This window comes from Streptomyces sp. NPDC058459 (assembly GCF_042721685.1).
Taxonomy (GTDB): domain Bacteria; phylum Actinomycetota; class Actinomycetes; order Streptomycetales; family Streptomycetaceae; genus Streptomyces.
This window is the reverse complement of the sequence record NZ_JBHXLV010000150.1, coordinates 1-16,218: the sequence shown is the minus strand read 5'-3', so window position 1 is coordinate 16,218 and position 16,218 is coordinate 1. Positions and strand designations below refer to the sequence as shown.

Here is a 16,218-nt window from a genome sequence, read left to right as displayed (position 1 = left end):
GTGACGTCGTTGGTGGGACTGGCGGGCGCTCGTGGGGGTGAGTCCGGCATGGGCACACGCGGCCCGCCCGACGAGGGCGGGCCGCGCGGTACTTCAGGAGGTGCAGGTGAGCGTGCCGTTCTCGGCGCCCTTGATCAGCGCCTCGTGAGCAGCGTGCAGCCGCTCGGTGTCCGCCTTCAGGATCCTGCGGTCATAGGTGAGCAGACCGTTCAGCTCGCCCTCGACATCCGTGATCTGCGTGTACACGGCGCCGTTGCCGCCCTTGCAGGCCGCGAGCTGCCCGACATCCTTCAGCCGGTCGAGATAGACGTCGGTGTACGTCTCCGGGGTCACGCCCACGTAGGTCATCTGGACCGGGAAGGCGTGTCCGGGGACACCCAGGCCGAGACCGCCGTACTCGCCGCTGACCAGGGCCCTGCGGCCGTCCGCCTGCGGGACCTGGGGGCTGGGATAGCCGTGGGCGTCGGCGATGTCGCCGTTGCCGCCGTCCACCGCGCCACAGCAGTTGAGGCCGCTCATGTTGTCGACCAGCCGGGTCGGGTCGAGGGACTTGGCGTAGTCCGCGATCCTGGCCTGGTCGTACTGGCCCCAGCCCTCGTTGAAGGTGACCCATATGACCACCGACGGGTGGCTGTCGTGCTGGAGGATCATCTCCTTCAGCTCGTGCTCGTACTCGGTGCGGGCCGCCGCCGACGGGTCGACCGTGTTCATCGCCGGCATGTCCTGCCAGACCATGAGTCCCAGCTTGTCCGCCCAGTAGTACCAGCGGTCCGGCTCCACCTTGATGTGCTTGCGCACCGAGTTGTAGCCCAGTTGCTTGTGCGTCTTCAGGTCGAAGGCGAGCGCCTCGTCCGTGGGGGCGGTGTGCAGTCCGTCCGGCCAGAAGCCCTGGTCGAGGGTGGCCATCAGGAACACCGGCTTGCCGTTGAGCAGGGTGCGCTGCGTGCCGTTCACCGTCTTGACCTCGACCGAGCGCATCCCGAAGTAGCTGCCCACCCGGTCGGCGCCGCCGCCCCGGCCCACGGTGACCTTGAGCCGGTACAGGTGCGGGTCGTCCGGGGTCCACAGGTGCGGGCGGGGGACCGGGACGGAGAACGCGTCGCCGCCGGTGCCGCTCGCCCGGCCGACCTCGCGCTTGCCGTCGTAGGCGACGGCCGTGACCGGCACGCCGTCCCGCACCCCGCGCACGTTCACCGACACCGAGCGGTTCGCCAGGTCGGGGGTGGTCTTCACGTCCTCGGCGCGGTCCCGCCCAACCGGCTCCATCCACACCGTCTGCCAGATGCCGGAGCTGGGCGTGTACCAGATGCCGCTGGGGTCGAGACGCTGCTTGCCGATCGGCGGGTTCTCGCCGTTCGCCGAGTCGGTCGGGTCGTAGACGCCGACGATCAGCTCCTGGAGGCCGCCGTTCTTCCGCAGCGCGTCGGTCACGTCCAGGCTGAACCGGTCGTAACCGCCCTTGTGCTCACCGACCTTCCTGCCGTTGACGTACACCACGGCCTGCCAGTCCACCGCGTCGAAGTTGAGCTGGAGCCGGCGCGCGCCGTGCACCCGCCAGTCGGCCGGCACGGTGAAGGTCCGCTTGTACCACATGCGGTCCTCGTGCCGTTCGATCCCGGAGAGCTGGGACTCGACGGGATAGGGCACCAGGATCTTCTCGCCCAGCTTCCTCTTTCCCGTGGGCGGCCGCTCGCCCGCCTTGGCGCCCGCGAACTCCCAGGTGCCGTTGAGGTTCTTCCACTTCTCGCGTGTCAACTGCGGCCGCGGGTACTCGGGATGGGCGTTGGCGGGGCTCACCTTGTCGGCCCACGGGGTGCGCAGCTGGTACGTGGAGTGGTTGGCGCCCGTGCTCCAGAAGTCGGCGACCGCCGCGCCGTCGGTGCCGGTCAGGCCGCCCCTGCCGTCGTAGCGCAGGTCCGCGTAGCCGCCGTGGCCGCCGACCACCGGCTCCTTCAGCGGGACGATCAGCTTGCTGGGATCGGAGGCGTCCACCCGCGCGGTGCCGCGCGGCCAGGCGGAGCCGCCGACATCGATGTCGAGGTGCTCGTCGAATCCGGCCGGGGGCGCTTCGAGCCGCTGAGCGAAGTCCAGCACCAGGGTCTTGCCGTCCTGCTGGATCGCCGAGTCCAGCGGGCCGTTGTAGGTGAACCCGTCCGGCGGACTGAACGCTGACTGCGGGATCGCCCCCTTGGCACCGCCGGGCGGCGTCCAGCGCACATGCAGGTTCGAGCCGCCGAAATGCTCGAAGTACTCCACCTTGATGTCGTAGGCGTGGCCCGCCTCCAGGGTGACGGGCGCCGAGTTCTGCTCCCGGTCCCAGTCGTCCACCCAGTGGTCGATGACCGCCTTGCCGTCGATCCACAGCCGGAAACCGTTGTCCCCGGTGATGGAGAAGGTGTGCGCCCCGGTCTTCTCCGGGGTGAGCCGGCCCGTCCAGCGCACGCTCGCGTCGTCCTGCTGCCCGGTGCGGGCCTTCAGGCGCGGTTCGAGGTCGGCGAAGTCGAGCGAGGGGTCGAAGGCGGTCGCCTTCAGCGTGGCGAAGTCGAAGGCTCCGGACGCTGACTGGGTGTAGTACTCACCCTTGAGACCGTGGGCCTCGGCCGGGCCGTCGGCCTTCGGGGAGTCCGGGGCCGCCGGGGATGCCTGGGAGGCGGCGGCGCCGGATACCACGAGCGTCAGAGCGGTGAACGCGGAGGCCAGCCAGCGGTGCGGGCGGGGCCTGCGGCGAGAGGATGGTGGCACGAGTACCTCCGGGGGAACGGAGTTGCGGGTGCGTGCTCTGCCCGTGCTCCGGCACATCTTGTATAACGTTGGAAACAAGGGCAGTTGGCATGAGAACACGCCTCCTGCGCTCTGTCCAGGTGTCTGACACGAGGCGTGGGAGGACTGAGGATGCACGTGAGTCTGAAGGACGTGGCCGAACGTGCGGGGGTCTCCGTGAAGACCGTCTCGAACGTGGTCAACGACTATCCGCACGTCACCCCGGCCATGCGGGCCCGGGTCCAGTCGGCCATCGACGAGCTGGGCTACCGGCCGAATCTGACTGCCCGTCATCTGCGCAAGGGCCGCACCGGGATCATCGGCCTGGCCGTGCCCGAACTCGGCAACTCCTACTTCGCGGAACTCGCCGGCGCCGTCATCGACGCCGCCGCGCAGCACGAGTACACCGTCCTGCTCGACCACACCCAGGGCCGGCGCGAACAGGAGATCCTGGTCTGCCAGGGATTCCGTGCCAGGGTCATGGACGGGCTGATCCTCAGCCCGCTGGAGCTGGAGACCGAGGACCTCGCCGCCCGCCGCGACGACGCGCCGCTGGTCCTGCTGGGCGAGCGCCGCTACGACCTGCCGTACGACCACATCGTCATCGACAACATCGCCGCCGCCCGCGCCGCCGTACGCCATCTGCTCGCCCTTGGCCGGCGCCGCATCGCCTTCCTCGGCGCCCGCCGGGACCGGTCCCACCAGCCCGCCCACCTGCGCTTCATCGGCTGGCAGGCCGAACTGGCCGCCTCCGGGGTGGTGGTGGACGAACGGCTGGTCGCCACCACGGCCGGCTGGGGCCACGAGGACGGCGCGCGAGCCATGGCCGAGCTGCTGGACTCCGGTGAGCGCCCGGACGGGGTGTTCGCCTACAACGACCTGGTGGCGCTGGGCGCGATGCGGGTGATGTCCGAGCGGGGACTGCGGGTGCCCGAGGACATCGCGGTGGTCGGCTTCGACGACATCACCGAGTCCCGGTACGCCGCCGTCACGCTGACCACGGTCTCCCCGGACAAGGAGGCCATCGCCCGGCTCGCCGTCGAGTCCGTCGTCGGCCGGCTCAAGGGCGACCAGAACCAGGACACCTCCCGGGCCGCGCGCCTGCTCCAGCCGGGCTTCACCCTCGTCGAGCGGGAAAGCACCCTCGGACGGCGCCCGCACTCGTTCTGACCAGCACAAATCCCCTGCCAAAGGCCCTAGTTGGCGCTGGTATCGGTTCGGTGTCGCCCGGCGCAGGGTGTTTACACGGCTCTTCCAACGATGTAAAAAGCATCCTGATCTGGTCACGGCCGGACGGCCTTCCGCAGTCCCGAAGTGGGGTAATCCGCATGAAGCCGCACTCCCGCACCACCACCAGAAACATCCTCGCCCTGGGGCTCGTCGCCGGGCTGGCGCTCGTCACCGGCTGCACCAAGTCCGAGAGCGACAACTCCGCCCCCACGCAGACGAGCAGCGCCGGCGACGACGCGGGCAAGCAGGTCGCCCAGAGCGGCGGCGGCAAGACCTGCGCGATCGGCGACTACGGCGCCGACAAGCTCGACCTGAAGAACGCCGTCGTCGGCTTCTCCCAGTCCGAGAAGGAGGCCAACCCGTTCCGCATCGCGGAGACCGCCTCCATCAAGGCCGAGGCCGAGAAGCGCGGCATCAAGCTGCTCACCGCCAACGCCCAGTCGCAGTTCTCCAAGCAGATCAGCGATGTGCAGGACCTCATCGCCAAGGGCGCCAAGCTCCTCGTCATCGCACCCCTGAACTCCGACGGCTGGGAGCCGGTGCTCCGCTCCGCCCAGGCCAAGAAGATCCCGATCATCACCATCGACCGGCAGATCAACGCGGCTCCCTGCAAGGACTACGTCAGCTTCATCGGCTCCGACTTCGTCGCCCAGGGGCAGCGCGCCGCCGACCAGCTGATCGAGGCCACCGGCGGCAAGGGTGAGATCGCCATCCTGCTCGGCGCGGCCGGCAACAACGTCACCACCGAGCGGACCAAGGGCTTCGAGGACCGCGTCAAGGAGAAGGCCCCCGGACTCAAGGTCGTCTTCAAGCAGACCGGCGAGTTCACCCGCGAGAAGGGCCAGTCGGTCACCGAGCAGCTCATCCAGTCCAAGCCCGGCATCAAGGCGGTCTACGCCGAGAACGACGAGATGGGCCTCGGCGCGGTCAACGCCCTCAAGGGCGCGGGCAAGAAGCCCGGTGCCGTGAAGATCGTGACCATCGACGGCACCCGCAACGCCGTCCAGGGCATCGCGGACGGCTGGATCAGCGCCGTCATCGAGTCCAACCCGCGCTTCGGGCCGCTCGCCTTCGCCACCCTGGACTCCTTCACCCAGGGCAAGCCGGTCGGTGAGGACATCGTCATCCAGGACAGCCAGTACACCGGCGCCAACGCCAAGGCCGACCTGAACAAGGCGTACTGACCGCCCCGTTCGACCGGGCGCCGAGAGCCCTCCCCGGTTCTCGGCGCCCCGAGCAGGCACGTCGCCCATGACCCCATGGAGAGCAGCCGTGACCGCACCACCCGACGAAGTCCTCGCCGTCACCGGCCTGACCAAGCGCTTCCCCGGTGTACTGGCCCTGGACGACGTGACGTTCACCCTGCGGGCGGGCCAGACGCACGCCCTGGTCGGTGAGAACGGCGCGGGCAAGTCCACCCTGATCAAGGTCCTCACCGGGGTGTACCGCCCCGACGAGGGCGAACTGCGGCACCAGGGGCAGCCGGTGGCCTTCCCGACCCCGCTCGCCGCGCAGCACGCCGGGATCTCCGCGATCTACCAGGAGGTCAACCTCATCCCCCTGATGAGCGTGGCCCGCAACCTCTTCCTCGGCCGCGAACCCCGTACCCGCCTGGGGCTCATCGACTTCGCCCGCATGCACCGCGAGGCGCGGGAGACCATGGCCGAGTACGGCGTCCACGTCGACGTACGCCGGCCGTTGCGTGAACTCGGGGTCGGCGCCCAGCAGATGGTCGCCCTCGCCCGTGCCGTCTCGGTCGACGCCCGCGTGGTCGTCATGGACGAACCCACCTCCTCGCTCGAACCCCGCGAGGTGGAGACCCTGTTCGGCGTCATCCGGCGCCTGCGCGGACAGGGCATCGCCGTGCTGTACGTCAGCCACCGCATGGACGAGCTGTACGCCATCTGCGACACGGTCACCGTGCTGCGGGACGGACGCCTGGTGCACACCGGTCCGCTCGCCGAGACCGGCCGGCTCCAGCTGGTCTCCCTGATGCTGGGCCGCGAGACGAGCGAAGTCCGCGCCGAGGGCGTCACCAAGTTCACCGGGAGCCATGACGCCGGGTCGCAACCCGTCCTGAGCGCACGCAACCTGACCCGGCGCCACCAACTGCACGACATCTCGCTGGACATCCGCCCCGGCGAGGTCGTCGGCCTCGGCGGACTGCTCGGCTCCGGGCGTACCGAGACCGCCAAGGCCATCGCGGGCGTCCTCCCGCTCGGCACCGGTGAGGTCACCGTGGACGGGCAGCGCGTGCGCACCGGATCGGCGGCGGCCGCGATCCGGGCCGGGATCAGCCTGCTGCCCGAGGACCGCAAGTCCGAGGGGATCGTGCCGGGCCTGTCCGTGCGGGAGAACATCGCGCTGGCCGCGCTGCCCCGCATGTCCCGCTTCGGACTCGTCTCCGAGGCCCGGGTGGACGCCGTGGTCGACACCTTCATGAAACGGCTGCGGATCAAGGCCGCGAGCCCGCACCAGAAGGTCGGTGAACTCTCCGGCGGCAACCAGCAGAAGGTGCTGCTGGCCCGCTGGCTGGCCATGCACCCCAAGGTGCTGCTGCTGGACGAGCCGACACGCGGCATCGACATCGGCGCCAAGGCAGAGGTGCAGAAGCTCATCGACGAACTCGCCGAGAACGGCCTCGGCGTGCTGCTCATCTCCTCCGACGTGGAGGAACTCATCGAAGGCTCCGACCGGGTGGTGGTGCTCCGGGACGGCTCGGTCGTCGGCGAGCTGACCGGGGACCAGGTCGGCGCCGACCAGCTCCTGCGGGCCATCGCCGACGCCGCCGAGGAGGAGGCGCCCCACCATGACTGAACTCGCCCTCGACAAAGGGACGCTGCCCGACCGGTCCACGGTCGTCGGCTGGCTCCAGAACTACGGCGTCTACCTGGGCCTCGCCGTCCTGCTGCTGTTCAACGTGTTCTTCACCGACCACTTCGTCTCGGGCGAGAACTTCCGCACCCAGGCCGTCCAGGTCTCCCCGGTACTGATCGTCGCCCTCGGCATGGCACTGGCCATCGGCACCGAGGGCATCGACCTCTCCGTCGGCGCCGTGATGGCCCTGGCCACCTCGGTCACCTCCCTCTACCTGGGCTACGGGCCCTGGTTCGCCCTGGTGGCCGCGCTGGTCGGCGGCGCGGTCATCGGCTTGGCCAACGGCTCGCTCATCGCGTTCGTCGGCGTCCAGCCCATCGTCGCCACCCTCGCGCTCATGGTCGGCGGCCGGGGCATCGCCCTGGTGCTGCTGCCCCAGCTCAAGGACGTACGCGACCCCGCCATGGCCACCCTCGGCTCCGGCAGCGTGGCCGGCATCCCCTACCTGGCGCTGATCGCGGCGGGCCTCGCCCTGATCGTCGGCTTCGTGGTCCGCCGGACCACCTTCGGCCGCCGGCTCCTCGCCATCGGCGACAGCCGCCCCGCGGCCCAGCTCGCCGGCCTCCCCGTACACCGCGTCCTGATCACCGTCTACGTCTGCTCGGGCGTCCTCGCCGCCGTCGCCGGGTTCCTCGCCACGGCCCGGCTGCAGGCCAGCGACCCCAGTTCGCTCGGCAACCTGATGGAACTGTCCGCCATCACCGCCGTCGTCGTCGGCGGCACCCCGCTCACCGGCGGACGCGTACGCATCGGCGGCACGGTGGCCGGCGCCGTCCTCATCCAGCTCCTGACGGCCACCCTCATCAAACACGACCTGCCCTCGTCCTGGACCCAGATCGCCCAGGCCGTGGTGATCGTGCTCGCGGTGTACGCGGCACGGGAGAGGGGGAAGCGGTGATGACCAGCACCGAGGAACACCCCGCGACCGCCGGACGGACCGCGTCCGCCCCCGGCGACACCACCCGGCGCGGCGACCGGGTGGCGGCCCTCGCCCAGCGGCACGGCGCCCTGGTCGCCCTCGTCGTCCTCGCCGCCGTGGCCTCGCTGTCCTTCGGCTCCTTCGCCACCGGCGACAACCTCGGCAACATCGCGATCTCCTCCTCCTTCCTCGCGACCGTCGCCCTCGGCATGACCTTCGTCATCGTCAGCGGCGGCATCGACCTCTCCGTCGGCTCCGTCTTCGTCCTCGGCGGAGTGCTGGCCGCCTGGGGCTCCCAGTACGGCACGGTCGTCGCCCTGCTGCTGCCGCTGGTGGTGTGTGCCGCGATCGGCCTGGTCAACGGGCTGCTGGTGGCCCGTACCGGGCTCGCGCCGTTCATCGTCACCCTCGCCTCGATGCTCGCCGCGCGCGGGCTGATGCTGGCCATCACCGACGAGGGCGCCGACACCTTCCTGGTCGACCCCGACTCCGTCTTGGCCTCCCTCGGCCAGGGCAAGCTGCTCGGTATCGGAACCCCCGTCTGGATCACGGCGGTGCTCTTCCTGGGCGGTGCCGTGCTGCTGCGGAGCACCCGGTTCGGGCAACGGGTGTATGCCGTCGGCGGCAACGAACAGGCGGCCGCGCTGATGGGCGCCCCGGTCGCCCGCACCAAGATCAGCGTGTACACCCTGTCCGGGCTGCTGGCCGGCCTCGCCGGGGCGCTGAACGCCGCCTACCTCGCCTCCGGCGTGACCATCCTCGGCTACGGCATGGAGCTGGACGCCATCGCCGCCGTCGTCATCGGCGGCACCCTGCTCACCGGCGGCCTCGGCTACGTCAGCGGCTCCCTGGTCGGTGTGCTGCTGCTGAAGGTCATCCAGAACGTCATCAACCAGATCGGCTCCCTCGACTCCGCCTACCAACAGGTGGTCAGCGGGGCGTTCCTCGTCCTGGTCGTCGTCGCCCAGACCTGGCTGGCCAGGCGGCGCCGGGTCGGCTGACCCCCTCCTCGAACCGCGGGGCTCACCCGGCCGCGGTCAGCGCGGCCAGCGCGCTCGCCTGGGTCCGCCAGTCCACCTGGTCCGGGCTCGTACCGGCCCAGCGCTCGCCCAGCCGGTTCAGCGGGTCCCGGTCCCTGGCCCACACCGAGTCGGCCTGCCGCACGAGATACGCGCGGTAGGCCGGCGAACCGGTGGCCGACGCCAGATCGGCCAACTGGCGGACGAACACCCCCTTGAACTGCTTCTGGTTGTCGTCGCAACTCGCGCCGCCGACATCGCACGACTCGGTCAGCACCCCGTCCCGGGTCAGCGCGGGGGAGGACAGCGCGGCATCCGCCAGCCGCTTCGCGGTGTCGAGATAGCGGCCGTCCCCGGTCGAACGCCACAGCTCGGTGAAGCCGCCGATCGCCAGTCCCTGGTTGTAACTCCACACTGTCTGGCCGTTGTTGGCGCACCCCGAGGTGAGCCCGTCGTTCACCAGCCCCGAGCCGTTGATCAGCCCGCTGCCCAGGTACCAGTCACCGGCCGTCACCGCCCGCGCGCCCCACACCGTGTCACCGGCGAGCCGCTGGTGCAGCGCCGACGTCAGCCACAGATACAGCCCGCTGGTCACCGCGTTCTTGTACGTGCGCTCCCGGTCCCACCACACCCCGCCACCGCACGTCCCGGTGTCCCAGAACCCGCGCACATAGTCGGTGATGGTGACCGCCTCGTCCAGATACCGCCGCTCACCCGTCTGGTCGTACGCGGCCACCCACGCGGTCGCCCACCACGCCGCGTCGTCCACGGCCCGGCTGATGAAGTGCCCCTCCACCGGGTCCGAACTGCGGCCGCCCGCCGGGAAGACACCCTTGTTCTGCTCGAAGGTCCGCGCGATCACCCAGTCGTAGTCGTGCCGGCCCGTGCTCCGCGCGAAGTCGCTCAGGGCGGTCAGCGCCACCGCCGAGTTCCACCAACTGCTGCGCCACCAGACCTCGTCGGTCCGGTACGACGCCACCAGCGCGTCCGCCGCACCCCGCGCGCGGGTCGGCGCCGGACGCGCCCAGGCGGTGCAACTCCCGTCCTGGTGCGCGGACTCACGGCCACAGGCGCGTACGGCACCCCCGTACAGCAACCCGCGCGGGTCCCGGGTGGCGAACATCGCGGTACGCACCGAGGACGACCCGGACGGCACGCTCGTCCGGCCGAGCGACGACCCCTCCGGCCAGCTCGCGCCCTCGTCCCAGGAGCGGTCGAGCCAGATCTCGTCGCCCGCGCCGCCGTTCTCCACGACACCCCAGGCCATACCGTTCGCCTGGTCCATGTGCAGGCTGATGGTGCGCCCGTACAGGGTGGTCGCGGGCACCGGACGCTCGTCGCGGGCGGCCGTGGCCGGGTCGGCGCCGTCACAGGCGGTGCCGTCGCACACCCTCGGCCGGAACCAGTCCGTGCAGGTCACCCCGGCCGCGTCCGCGCAGGCCCGGACCCAGCCGCGCCGGTGGCCCACGGGATCGGTGACGTTGTACATCAGTGTCCGGGTACCGGTCCACGACGCGGGGATGCTCGCCTTCCCCAGCAGCCCGTCCCAGCTCGCGCCCCGGTCCCAGGAGCGGTCCAGCCACACCGCGTCACCCTGCTTGCCCTGGTCCACGCTGGCCCAGGCCATGCTGTCCGGCTCGGAGACATGCAGCCTGAGAAGACGGCCGTTGACGGTCCGGTCCGGCACCGGGAACGACTCCTGGCGGGCCCTGGACGGGTCGAGGGTGTCGCAGGAGAGCGCGCACACGGCCGACGCGGCGCGGGCGGGTACGGGCAGCGCGAGCACTCCGCCCAGCGCGAGGGCGAGGGCCAGCAGCGCGCCGAGGAAGCGAGGTCTGTGAACCGGCATGGCGAGTCCTCCAACGTTGTAACAGGCCCGGTCAGTTGCACGACAGCACCGCAGGCGAGTGCTGTACAGCATCAAATAAAGCCACAGACGGAGCCCGAGGGAACACGTGTCGCGCGCACCACCCCGGAGACGAGCGTCCGTCACCCGGTGACCGTCGGCTTCGACCAGCCGCAGCGGTACGGAAGGAGGGCCGGCGCGACGAGACCGCGCGGGCCCTCCACTACGCTCGGACCGGAAGAGGCAGACCGAACAGACCCACCCGAGACACCGACCGAAGGGGAGACTGTGACCGACTACCGCGACGGCGTGGTCGTCTACTGGCGGCCCCTGTGCCCGTTCTGCATCAGGCTCCGGCTCCGACTGAAGCTCGCCCGGCTGCCCCGTACGGAGGTCGACATCTGGCGCGATCCTGACGCGGCCGCGTTCGTCCGCCTGGTGGCCGATGGCAACGAGACCGTCCCGACGGTGACCGTGGCGGGCAACGCGCTGGTCAACCCGTCGATGAAGGAGATCCGCGAGGCCGTCCGCCGATACGCCCCCCAGCTGCTCGACTCGGCGCGCTGACGCGTTGCGGCTCCGTGGACATCACCTCGACCGGCGGCTCGGCGAACTGGAGCAGCACGCCGTCGCCGAGCGGGATGTTGAGGAACGGACCCCAGGACTGCGCCTCGGGCACTTCCAGCAACTCCCGGAAGAAACGGGCCGATTCCGCACGGTCCTCGGACGCGTGGTGACGTACGAGCGCCGGAGGTCGGCGGGCCCTGCTCCGCCCCGCCCTCAGCCGCCCACCGGCTTACTCCGCGGAGCCCGAGCGCGGCGGGCGTCGGGCGACGAAGACGAACTCCCTTCCCGGACGGTCGGGTGCGTCGAGGACGCCGTCCACCGTGTAGCCGTGCGCGACCAGATCCCGTTCGACCTCCTCGCGCTCCCGGAAACGCAGGGTGGAATCCGAGGTGAGCACCTGTCCGTCCGCCGCGAAGCCGTAGGTCCCACGGAAGGTCACCAAGGGCAGGCTCACGTCGATCAGTTCGACCCAGCTCTCGACGGAGCCGACGCCCGGGGTGTCCACCACACGGCGGGAACGCTCGCGGGTCCACTCCTCCCAGGCACGCCGGGCGGGATCACGGGTCTCGAACACCAACAGCCCACCGGGCCGCAGTGCCGCGTAGGCTCCCCGCAGCGTGTTCCGCCACATCGACGGATCGACGATCGCCTGGGCGACGTTCGCCGTCATCGTCACGAGGTCGACCCGCAACGGCGGGAGGTCCGTCGCGTCACCGTGGACCCAGCGCACTCGCTCACTGCCCGGTTTGGTCCGGGCGACGTCGATGGACGCCAGGGCGGGATCGACCCCAACGACCTCGACCCCGCGCGCGGCCAGGAGCAGGGCGAACACCCCGGTGCCGCAGCCGATGTCCAGCACCCGACGCGCTCCGGACTCCTCCGCCATGCGCAGGTAGGCATCGAGATCGCTGCGATCGGGGTCGAGCGGATCGTAGAGTGCGGCGAGCCGTGCGTCCTCGAAGTACTCATCGGCCATACGGGCGAACGTAGGCGCAGGCTGCTTCGTACGGCCACCGGGTTTCCCCGTCCGGCCCGCTCCGACGGCTCATGGGCCGGCTGGAGCCGGGTGGGGCGAGGAGGGCGCGGTGGGCCTCCGCAGCTCTGCGGTCGTGGCACCCACCACGGCCAGGACGCCGAGGCAGAGCAGACCACCGCTGACGAGCGCCGCCGCCCCCGAGGTGACACCGGCCACCAGGCCGCCGCGCAGGTTGCCGAGGTCGGGTCCGGCCTGTCCGACGATCTGCTCGGCCGCGCCCACCCGGCCCAGCAGCTCACGAGGCGTGTGCAGCTGCACCACCGTGCTACGGGAGACCACGGAGACGGTGTCGGCGGCGCCCGCCAAGGCGAGGAGGGCCAGACCCGCCCAGGGATCGGACGACAGGCCGAACAGCGTCAACGCCGAGCCCCAGGCGGCGGAACCGCCGAGCATGACCAGCCCGGGTCGGGAGCTGCGCACGAAGGTCCCCGAGAAGAGTGACGCGGCGACCCCACCGACGGCGATGGCCGTGAGGAACAGCCCGAGGGTGCGCGGGCTGTCGCCGAACCGTTCGGCGTTGACCAACGGGAACAGGCTGATGGGCATCGACAGTACGGTGGTCGCCAGGTCGGTCAGCAGGGCCCCGCGAACAACAGGGGTGCGGCCCAGGAACGCCAGCCCGTCCAGCACTCCCCGCAGTCCGGGCCGGGCGGCTTTCTCCCCGGGTCCCAGCCGCGGCAGGCCGAAGGCACCGTAGAACGCGGCGACGAACGTCAAGGCGTCGACCAGGTAGCAGACTCCCGTTCCCGGCCCGCCGGCGATGAGTCCGCCGAGCGTGGGACCGAGCAGCATGGCGCCCTGGAAGGAGATCCGTCTCAACGCCAGTCCTGCCGCCAGCTCATGCCCCGGCAGCAGGTGGGGAATGAAGGTGCGCGACGCCGGGCCGCCGGCCGCGCCGAAGCATGCCTGCAGGGCGACGAGCCCCAGCACACCGACGGCGGGAACGTGCCCGGCAAAACCCTGAAGTGCGAGGAGAACCGAACACGCGGCCTCCCCGCCGGTGGTGATCAGGTAGAGCCTCCGACGGTCCACCCGGTCGACCAGCGCACCGGCGAACAGTCCCAGCACGATGAGCGGCACCGCCTGCGCCAGCCCGACGGCCCCCGTCCACGCGGGGCTCCTCGTCAGCTGCCACACCTGGAACATCACGGCGACCAGCGTCAGCTGGCCGCCGAAGCCGGACAGGGTCTGGCCGATCCACAACCGTCGGAACCCCGGTGACGACCGCAGCGGGGTCACATCGATCAGCGTGCGACGCAATGCCATGGGGAATCCCCGGAGGGTCGCGCCTCCCTACTGTCCTACTCGCCCGTCGACCCGCTCACGCAGCAGATCGGCGTGCCCGCAGTGACGGGCGTACTCCTCTATCCGGTGCACCAACAGCTCCCGCACCGCGATCCCGTCCTTGCCCACGCGGGCACCCAGGTCCGCGTGCTCGGCCAAGGCCGCGTCGGTCGCGGCCTGTTCACGCTCCAGATCACGGAACGCGTCGTCCACCACGGTCTGTTCGGCGACCGCGCCGTCGAAGTCCGCGTCACGGACGCCGTACAGCTTCGGCAGCGGCTCGCCCTCGCTGATCCAGTTCCGCCAGTCCCGTTCCACCTCTGCGAGATGCCGGACCAGCCCGAGCAGCGACATCGTCGACGGCGGGACCGAGCGGAGGGCGAGCTGCGCCGGGCCGAGACCCTCGCACTTCATCCGCAGGGTGAGACGGTAGTTCGTCAGAAAGTCCTGGAGCGTCGCCGACTCGCCGTCCGGACTGGGACCTTCGGTGTTCCGCGGGTCGTCGCCCGGGTCGACCCACATGTCGGGGTAGACGGTCGCCCCGGTCCATCGTGCGCGTTGCTCGCTCATGCGGGGCATGCTCGCCGGAAGGGGTCCGGTGCCGCCACCGGATTTCGGGGGCCGCTTCCGCCGTTCGACCCTCGTCGCGCCGGAACCGATGCACTAACGATGCGGCTGGCACCGCCCGGCCCGGCCGTGTTCACTCGGTCACAGTCGAGGGATGGGGGCAGGGCGATGGCCGACCGACCCCCGCTCACGCGTGCGCGACCCCGCCCCGAAAGCGCGCGAGCCGTCACGGTGGCCCCGCGCCCCGGTCTGCGCGGCAGGCTCGGGGACGCCCTCTTCCGTGGCGTCGCCGGCCCCGGCGGACTCGAGAGCAGGCGCCGCGTACACGGCACACCCGGACCCCGCTGGTTCGCGGCCGACCGCCCCATCCGTGTCGTTCACGGCGACGCGTCCATGTTCCCCGGCGGACTCGCCGCCCTGCTCCTCCAGTCCCTGCACCCGCTGGCGATGACGGCGGTGGCCGACCACTCCGACTACCGCAACGACCCCTGGGGCCGGCTGGCCCGTACGAGCACGTTCCTCGCCTACACCACCTACGGCGCGGCCGACGACGCCCAGCGAGCCGTCGACCGCGTACGGGCGGTGCACGAGCACATCCGGGGCCGCACGGCGGACGGCGAGCCCTACCATGCCGCCGACCCGCACCTGCTGGCCTGGGTGCACAGCGCGGAGGCGTACTGCTTCCTCACCGCCCACCAGCGTTACGGCAAGCGGCCGTTGGACGCCGCCGGCCGTGACGCCTACGTGGCCGACATGGCCAGAGTCGCCACCGCGCTCGGCATCGAGAACCCCCCGACGACACTGGCGCAGCTCCACGAACGCCTCGACTCCTACCGCCCCGAGCTGCGCCTCACCCCCCAGACCCGGGAAGCGGTGCGCTACGTCCTGCTGCGCCCGCCCCTCCCCAAGCCGGTCCTGCCCCCGTACCTCGTCCTCGGCGCGGCAGCCGTGTCCCTGCTCCCGGACTGGTCCCGCGCACGACTGGGCCTTGCGGTCCTGCCCCGGACCGAACGCTGGTGCGCCGTCCCGGCCGGAACAGCGGTGACGGCCCTGATCAGATGGCTCATGCCCCCGCCGCCGCCCCGCCGCACCTGAGCACGGAACTAGGCGGACCGCTCGCCCTGGGCGAGTGAGGTGACGTACTCCCACAGCTCCTCCCGGACCTCCTCGGGGTCGGGGTCGGCGCCGATCTGGTACGTGGTGGGGCGACGGCGGCGGTCGTGCCAGAAGAGCCCGTCGCTGTCGGTCGCCTCGGGAGCCGTGCCGAGCCAGACGATCGTGTCGGCGCCCTGTTCGGGGGTGCGGATGATCGGCCACGTCACCGTCCGGAAGACCGGCATCCACTGGCGTACGCCCTTGGTGTCGGCCCATCCCGGATGCATGGCGTGCACATGGATGCCCTGGTCCCGAAGCCGTTCGGCCCACTGCTCGGTGAGGACGACCTGGGCCCGCTTGGTCCGCGCGTAGAACTTCTTCGGGCTGTACGGCGTCTCCTCGGACTCCGGGTCTCCCGCCGGCAGCTGCTGGCTGTACTGCCCGCCCGAGGTCACGTTGATGACGACCGAGGGCGCCGCGCGGGCGAGCAGCGGGGTGAGTTCCTCGATCAGTACCCACGGCGCCAGCACATGCGTGGCGAAGGTCAGCTCCACCCCGTCCACGCTGTACTGCCGCTCGTCCGGCATCACCCCGGCGTTGTTGACCAGCACGTCCAGCCGGTCCTCCTGCTCCCGGAACCGCGTGGTGAAGTCCCGCAGCGCGGCCCGGCTGCTGACGTCGCACACCACGGGCCGCACGTCGACATCGTCGCCGGCCTGCTCCCGGGTGAGCGCGGCAGCCTCCTCGGCCCGCTCCTCGCTGCGGCCCAGTACCCGCACCGACGCCCCCAGCCTGGCGAAGCCGACGGCGGCCGCGAGTCCGACGCCGGACCCGGCGCCGGTGACCAGGACGACCTTGCCGTCCATCCGCTCGGGCCCGTCGGGCCAGTCCGGCAGCGCCCGGCGCAGGAACAGGCCGGGCCAGCCGTAGCCGAGGACGACGGTGCGGTCGAGGGCGCTGTCGATCAGTGAAGTGACGCTCATGGCGTCCGGAGTACCCACACTCGCCGCGCCCACAC

The 16,218-nt window shown here is 71.1% G+C and carries 13 protein-coding genes and 1 pseudogene; 7 read left to right on the top strand and 7 right to left on the bottom strand.

Annotation, left to right across the window (positions count from 1 at the left end; translation table 11 throughout):
- Window positions 1-93: 93 nt before the first annotated feature.
- Window positions 94-2,679, bottom strand: a complete 2,586-nt coding sequence (locus ACFWN1_RS23705; RefSeq protein ID WP_384365329.1) for a PA14 domain-containing protein — start codon at window positions 2,677-2,679, stop codon at window positions 94-96.
- A gap of 213 nt (window positions 2,680-2,892) precedes the next feature.
- Here ACFWN1_RS23705 and ACFWN1_RS23700 point away from each other — a divergent pair, with 213 nt between their 5' ends.
- From ACFWN1_RS23700 to ACFWN1_RS23680, 5 genes are all read left to right on the top strand, one after another.
- Window positions 2,893-3,930, top strand: coding sequence for a LacI family DNA-binding transcriptional regulator (locus ACFWN1_RS23700; RefSeq protein WP_384365326.1), 1,038 nt, complete (start codon window positions 2,893-2,895; stop codon window positions 3,928-3,930).
- Between the two features lie 158 nt (window positions 3,931-4,088).
- Entirely contained in the window at window positions 4,089-5,174 is a 1,086-nt protein-coding gene (locus ACFWN1_RS23695; RefSeq protein ID WP_384365323.1) for an ABC transporter substrate-binding protein, read from the top strand.
- 67 nt (window positions 5,175-5,241) lie between these two features.
- Window positions 5,242-6,807, top strand: coding sequence for a sugar ABC transporter ATP-binding protein (locus ACFWN1_RS23690; RefSeq protein ID WP_384365320.1), 1,566 nt, complete (start codon window positions 5,242-5,244; stop codon window positions 6,805-6,807).
- Window positions 6,800-7,765: an ABC transporter permease gene (locus ACFWN1_RS23685; RefSeq protein ID WP_384365317.1), complete on the top strand. Its 966-nt coding sequence runs from the start codon at window positions 6,800-6,802 to the stop codon at window positions 7,763-7,765. The genes ACFWN1_RS23690 and ACFWN1_RS23685 overlap by 8 nt, the downstream gene beginning before the upstream one ends.
- Window positions 7,765-8,787, top strand: a complete 1,023-nt coding sequence (locus ACFWN1_RS23680) for an ABC transporter permease (RefSeq protein WP_384365314.1) — start codon at window positions 7,765-7,767, stop codon at window positions 8,785-8,787. The genes ACFWN1_RS23685 and ACFWN1_RS23680 overlap by 1 nt, the downstream gene beginning before the upstream one ends.
- Before the next feature lie 22 nt (window positions 8,788-8,809).
- Here ACFWN1_RS23680 and ACFWN1_RS23675 read toward each other — a convergent pair whose 3' ends face one another.
- Complete coding sequence (locus ACFWN1_RS23675) at window positions 8,810-10,654, bottom strand: glycoside hydrolase family 76 protein (RefSeq protein ID WP_384365311.1); 1,845 nt, start codon at window positions 10,652-10,654, stop codon at window positions 8,810-8,812.
- 285 nt (window positions 10,655-10,939) lie between these two features.
- On the opposite strand from ACFWN1_RS23675, the gene ACFWN1_RS23670 reads away from it, so the two are divergent.
- Window positions 10,940-11,218, top strand: coding sequence for a glutaredoxin domain-containing protein (locus ACFWN1_RS23670; protein ID WP_384365308.1), 279 nt, complete (start codon window positions 10,940-10,942; stop codon window positions 11,216-11,218).
- Between the two features lie 22 nt (window positions 11,219-11,240).
- On the opposite strand, the pseudogene ACFWN1_RS23665 reads toward ACFWN1_RS23670, so the two are convergent.
- From ACFWN1_RS23665 to ACFWN1_RS23650, 4 genes and pseudogenes are all read right to left on the bottom strand, one after another.
- Window positions 11,241-11,435, bottom strand: a pseudogene (locus tag ACFWN1_RS23665) (hypothetical protein); the annotation flags it as partial.
- 12 nt (window positions 11,436-11,447) lie between these two features.
- Window positions 11,448-12,194, bottom strand: a complete 747-nt coding sequence (locus ACFWN1_RS23660; protein ID WP_384365305.1) for a class I SAM-dependent methyltransferase — start codon at window positions 12,192-12,194, stop codon at window positions 11,448-11,450.
- Window positions 12,195-12,263: 69 nt separating this feature from the next.
- On the bottom strand, window positions 12,264-13,520 hold the full coding sequence (locus ACFWN1_RS23655; protein ID WP_384365302.1) for an MFS transporter: 1,257 nt from the start codon (window positions 13,518-13,520) through the stop codon (window positions 12,264-12,266).
- A gap of 27 nt (window positions 13,521-13,547) precedes the next feature.
- The gene (locus ACFWN1_RS23650; RefSeq protein ID WP_384365299.1) at window positions 13,548-14,108 is read right to left on the bottom strand and encodes a DinB family protein; all 561 of its coding nucleotides are present in this window, start codon (window positions 14,106-14,108) and stop codon (window positions 13,548-13,550) included.
- Between the two features lie 165 nt (window positions 14,109-14,273).
- Between ACFWN1_RS23650 and ACFWN1_RS23645 the strand changes: the two genes are divergently transcribed.
- Window positions 14,274-15,200, top strand: coding sequence for an oxygenase MpaB family protein (locus ACFWN1_RS23645; protein ID WP_384365297.1), 927 nt, complete (start codon window positions 14,274-14,276; stop codon window positions 15,198-15,200).
- Window positions 15,201-15,208: 8 nt separating this feature from the next.
- Here the strand turns inward: ACFWN1_RS23645 and ACFWN1_RS23640 are convergent.
- Window positions 15,209-16,218, bottom strand: a 1,010-nt coding sequence (locus ACFWN1_RS23640) for an SDR family NAD(P)-dependent oxidoreductase (RefSeq protein WP_384365294.1), incomplete at its 5' end; no start/stop codon positions are given.

What these genes read in the sequence shown, in the direction of transcription:
- ACFWN1_RS23700 (WP_384365326.1), top strand. Translation starts at nt 2,893, where the DNA reads ATGCACGTGAGTCTGAAGGACGTGGCCGAACGTGCGGGGGTCTCCGTG.
- ACFWN1_RS23695 (WP_384365323.1), top strand. Translation starts at nt 4,089, where the DNA reads ATGAAGCCGCACTCCCGCACCACCACCAGAAACATCCTCGCCCTGGGG.
- ACFWN1_RS23690 (WP_384365320.1), top strand. Translation starts at nt 5,242, where the DNA reads ATGACCCCATGGAGAGCAGCCGTGACCGCACCACCCGACGAAGTCCTC.
- ACFWN1_RS23685 (WP_384365317.1), top strand. Translation starts at nt 6,800, where the DNA reads ATGACTGAACTCGCCCTCGACAAAGGGACGCTGCCCGACCGGTCCACG.
- ACFWN1_RS23680 (WP_384365314.1), top strand. Translation starts at nt 7,765, where the DNA reads ATGACCAGCACCGAGGAACACCCCGCGACCGCCGGACGGACCGCGTCC.
- ACFWN1_RS23675 (WP_384365311.1), bottom strand. Translation starts at nt 10,654, where the DNA reads ATGCCGGTTCACAGACCTCGCTTCCTCGGCGCGCTGCTGGCCCTCGCC.
- ACFWN1_RS23660 (WP_384365305.1), bottom strand. Translation starts at nt 12,194, where the DNA reads ATGGCCGATGAGTACTTCGAGGACGCACGGCTCGCCGCACTCTACGAT.
- ACFWN1_RS23655 (WP_384365302.1), bottom strand. Translation starts at nt 13,520, where the DNA reads ATGGCATTGCGTCGCACGCTGATCGATGTGACCCCGCTGCGGTCGTCA.
- ACFWN1_RS23650 (WP_384365299.1), bottom strand. Translation starts at nt 14,108, where the DNA reads ATGAGCGAGCAACGCGCACGATGGACCGGGGCGACCGTCTACCCCGAC.
- ACFWN1_RS23645 (WP_384365297.1), top strand. Translation starts at nt 14,274, where the DNA reads ATGGCCGACCGACCCCCGCTCACGCGTGCGCGACCCCGCCCCGAAAGC.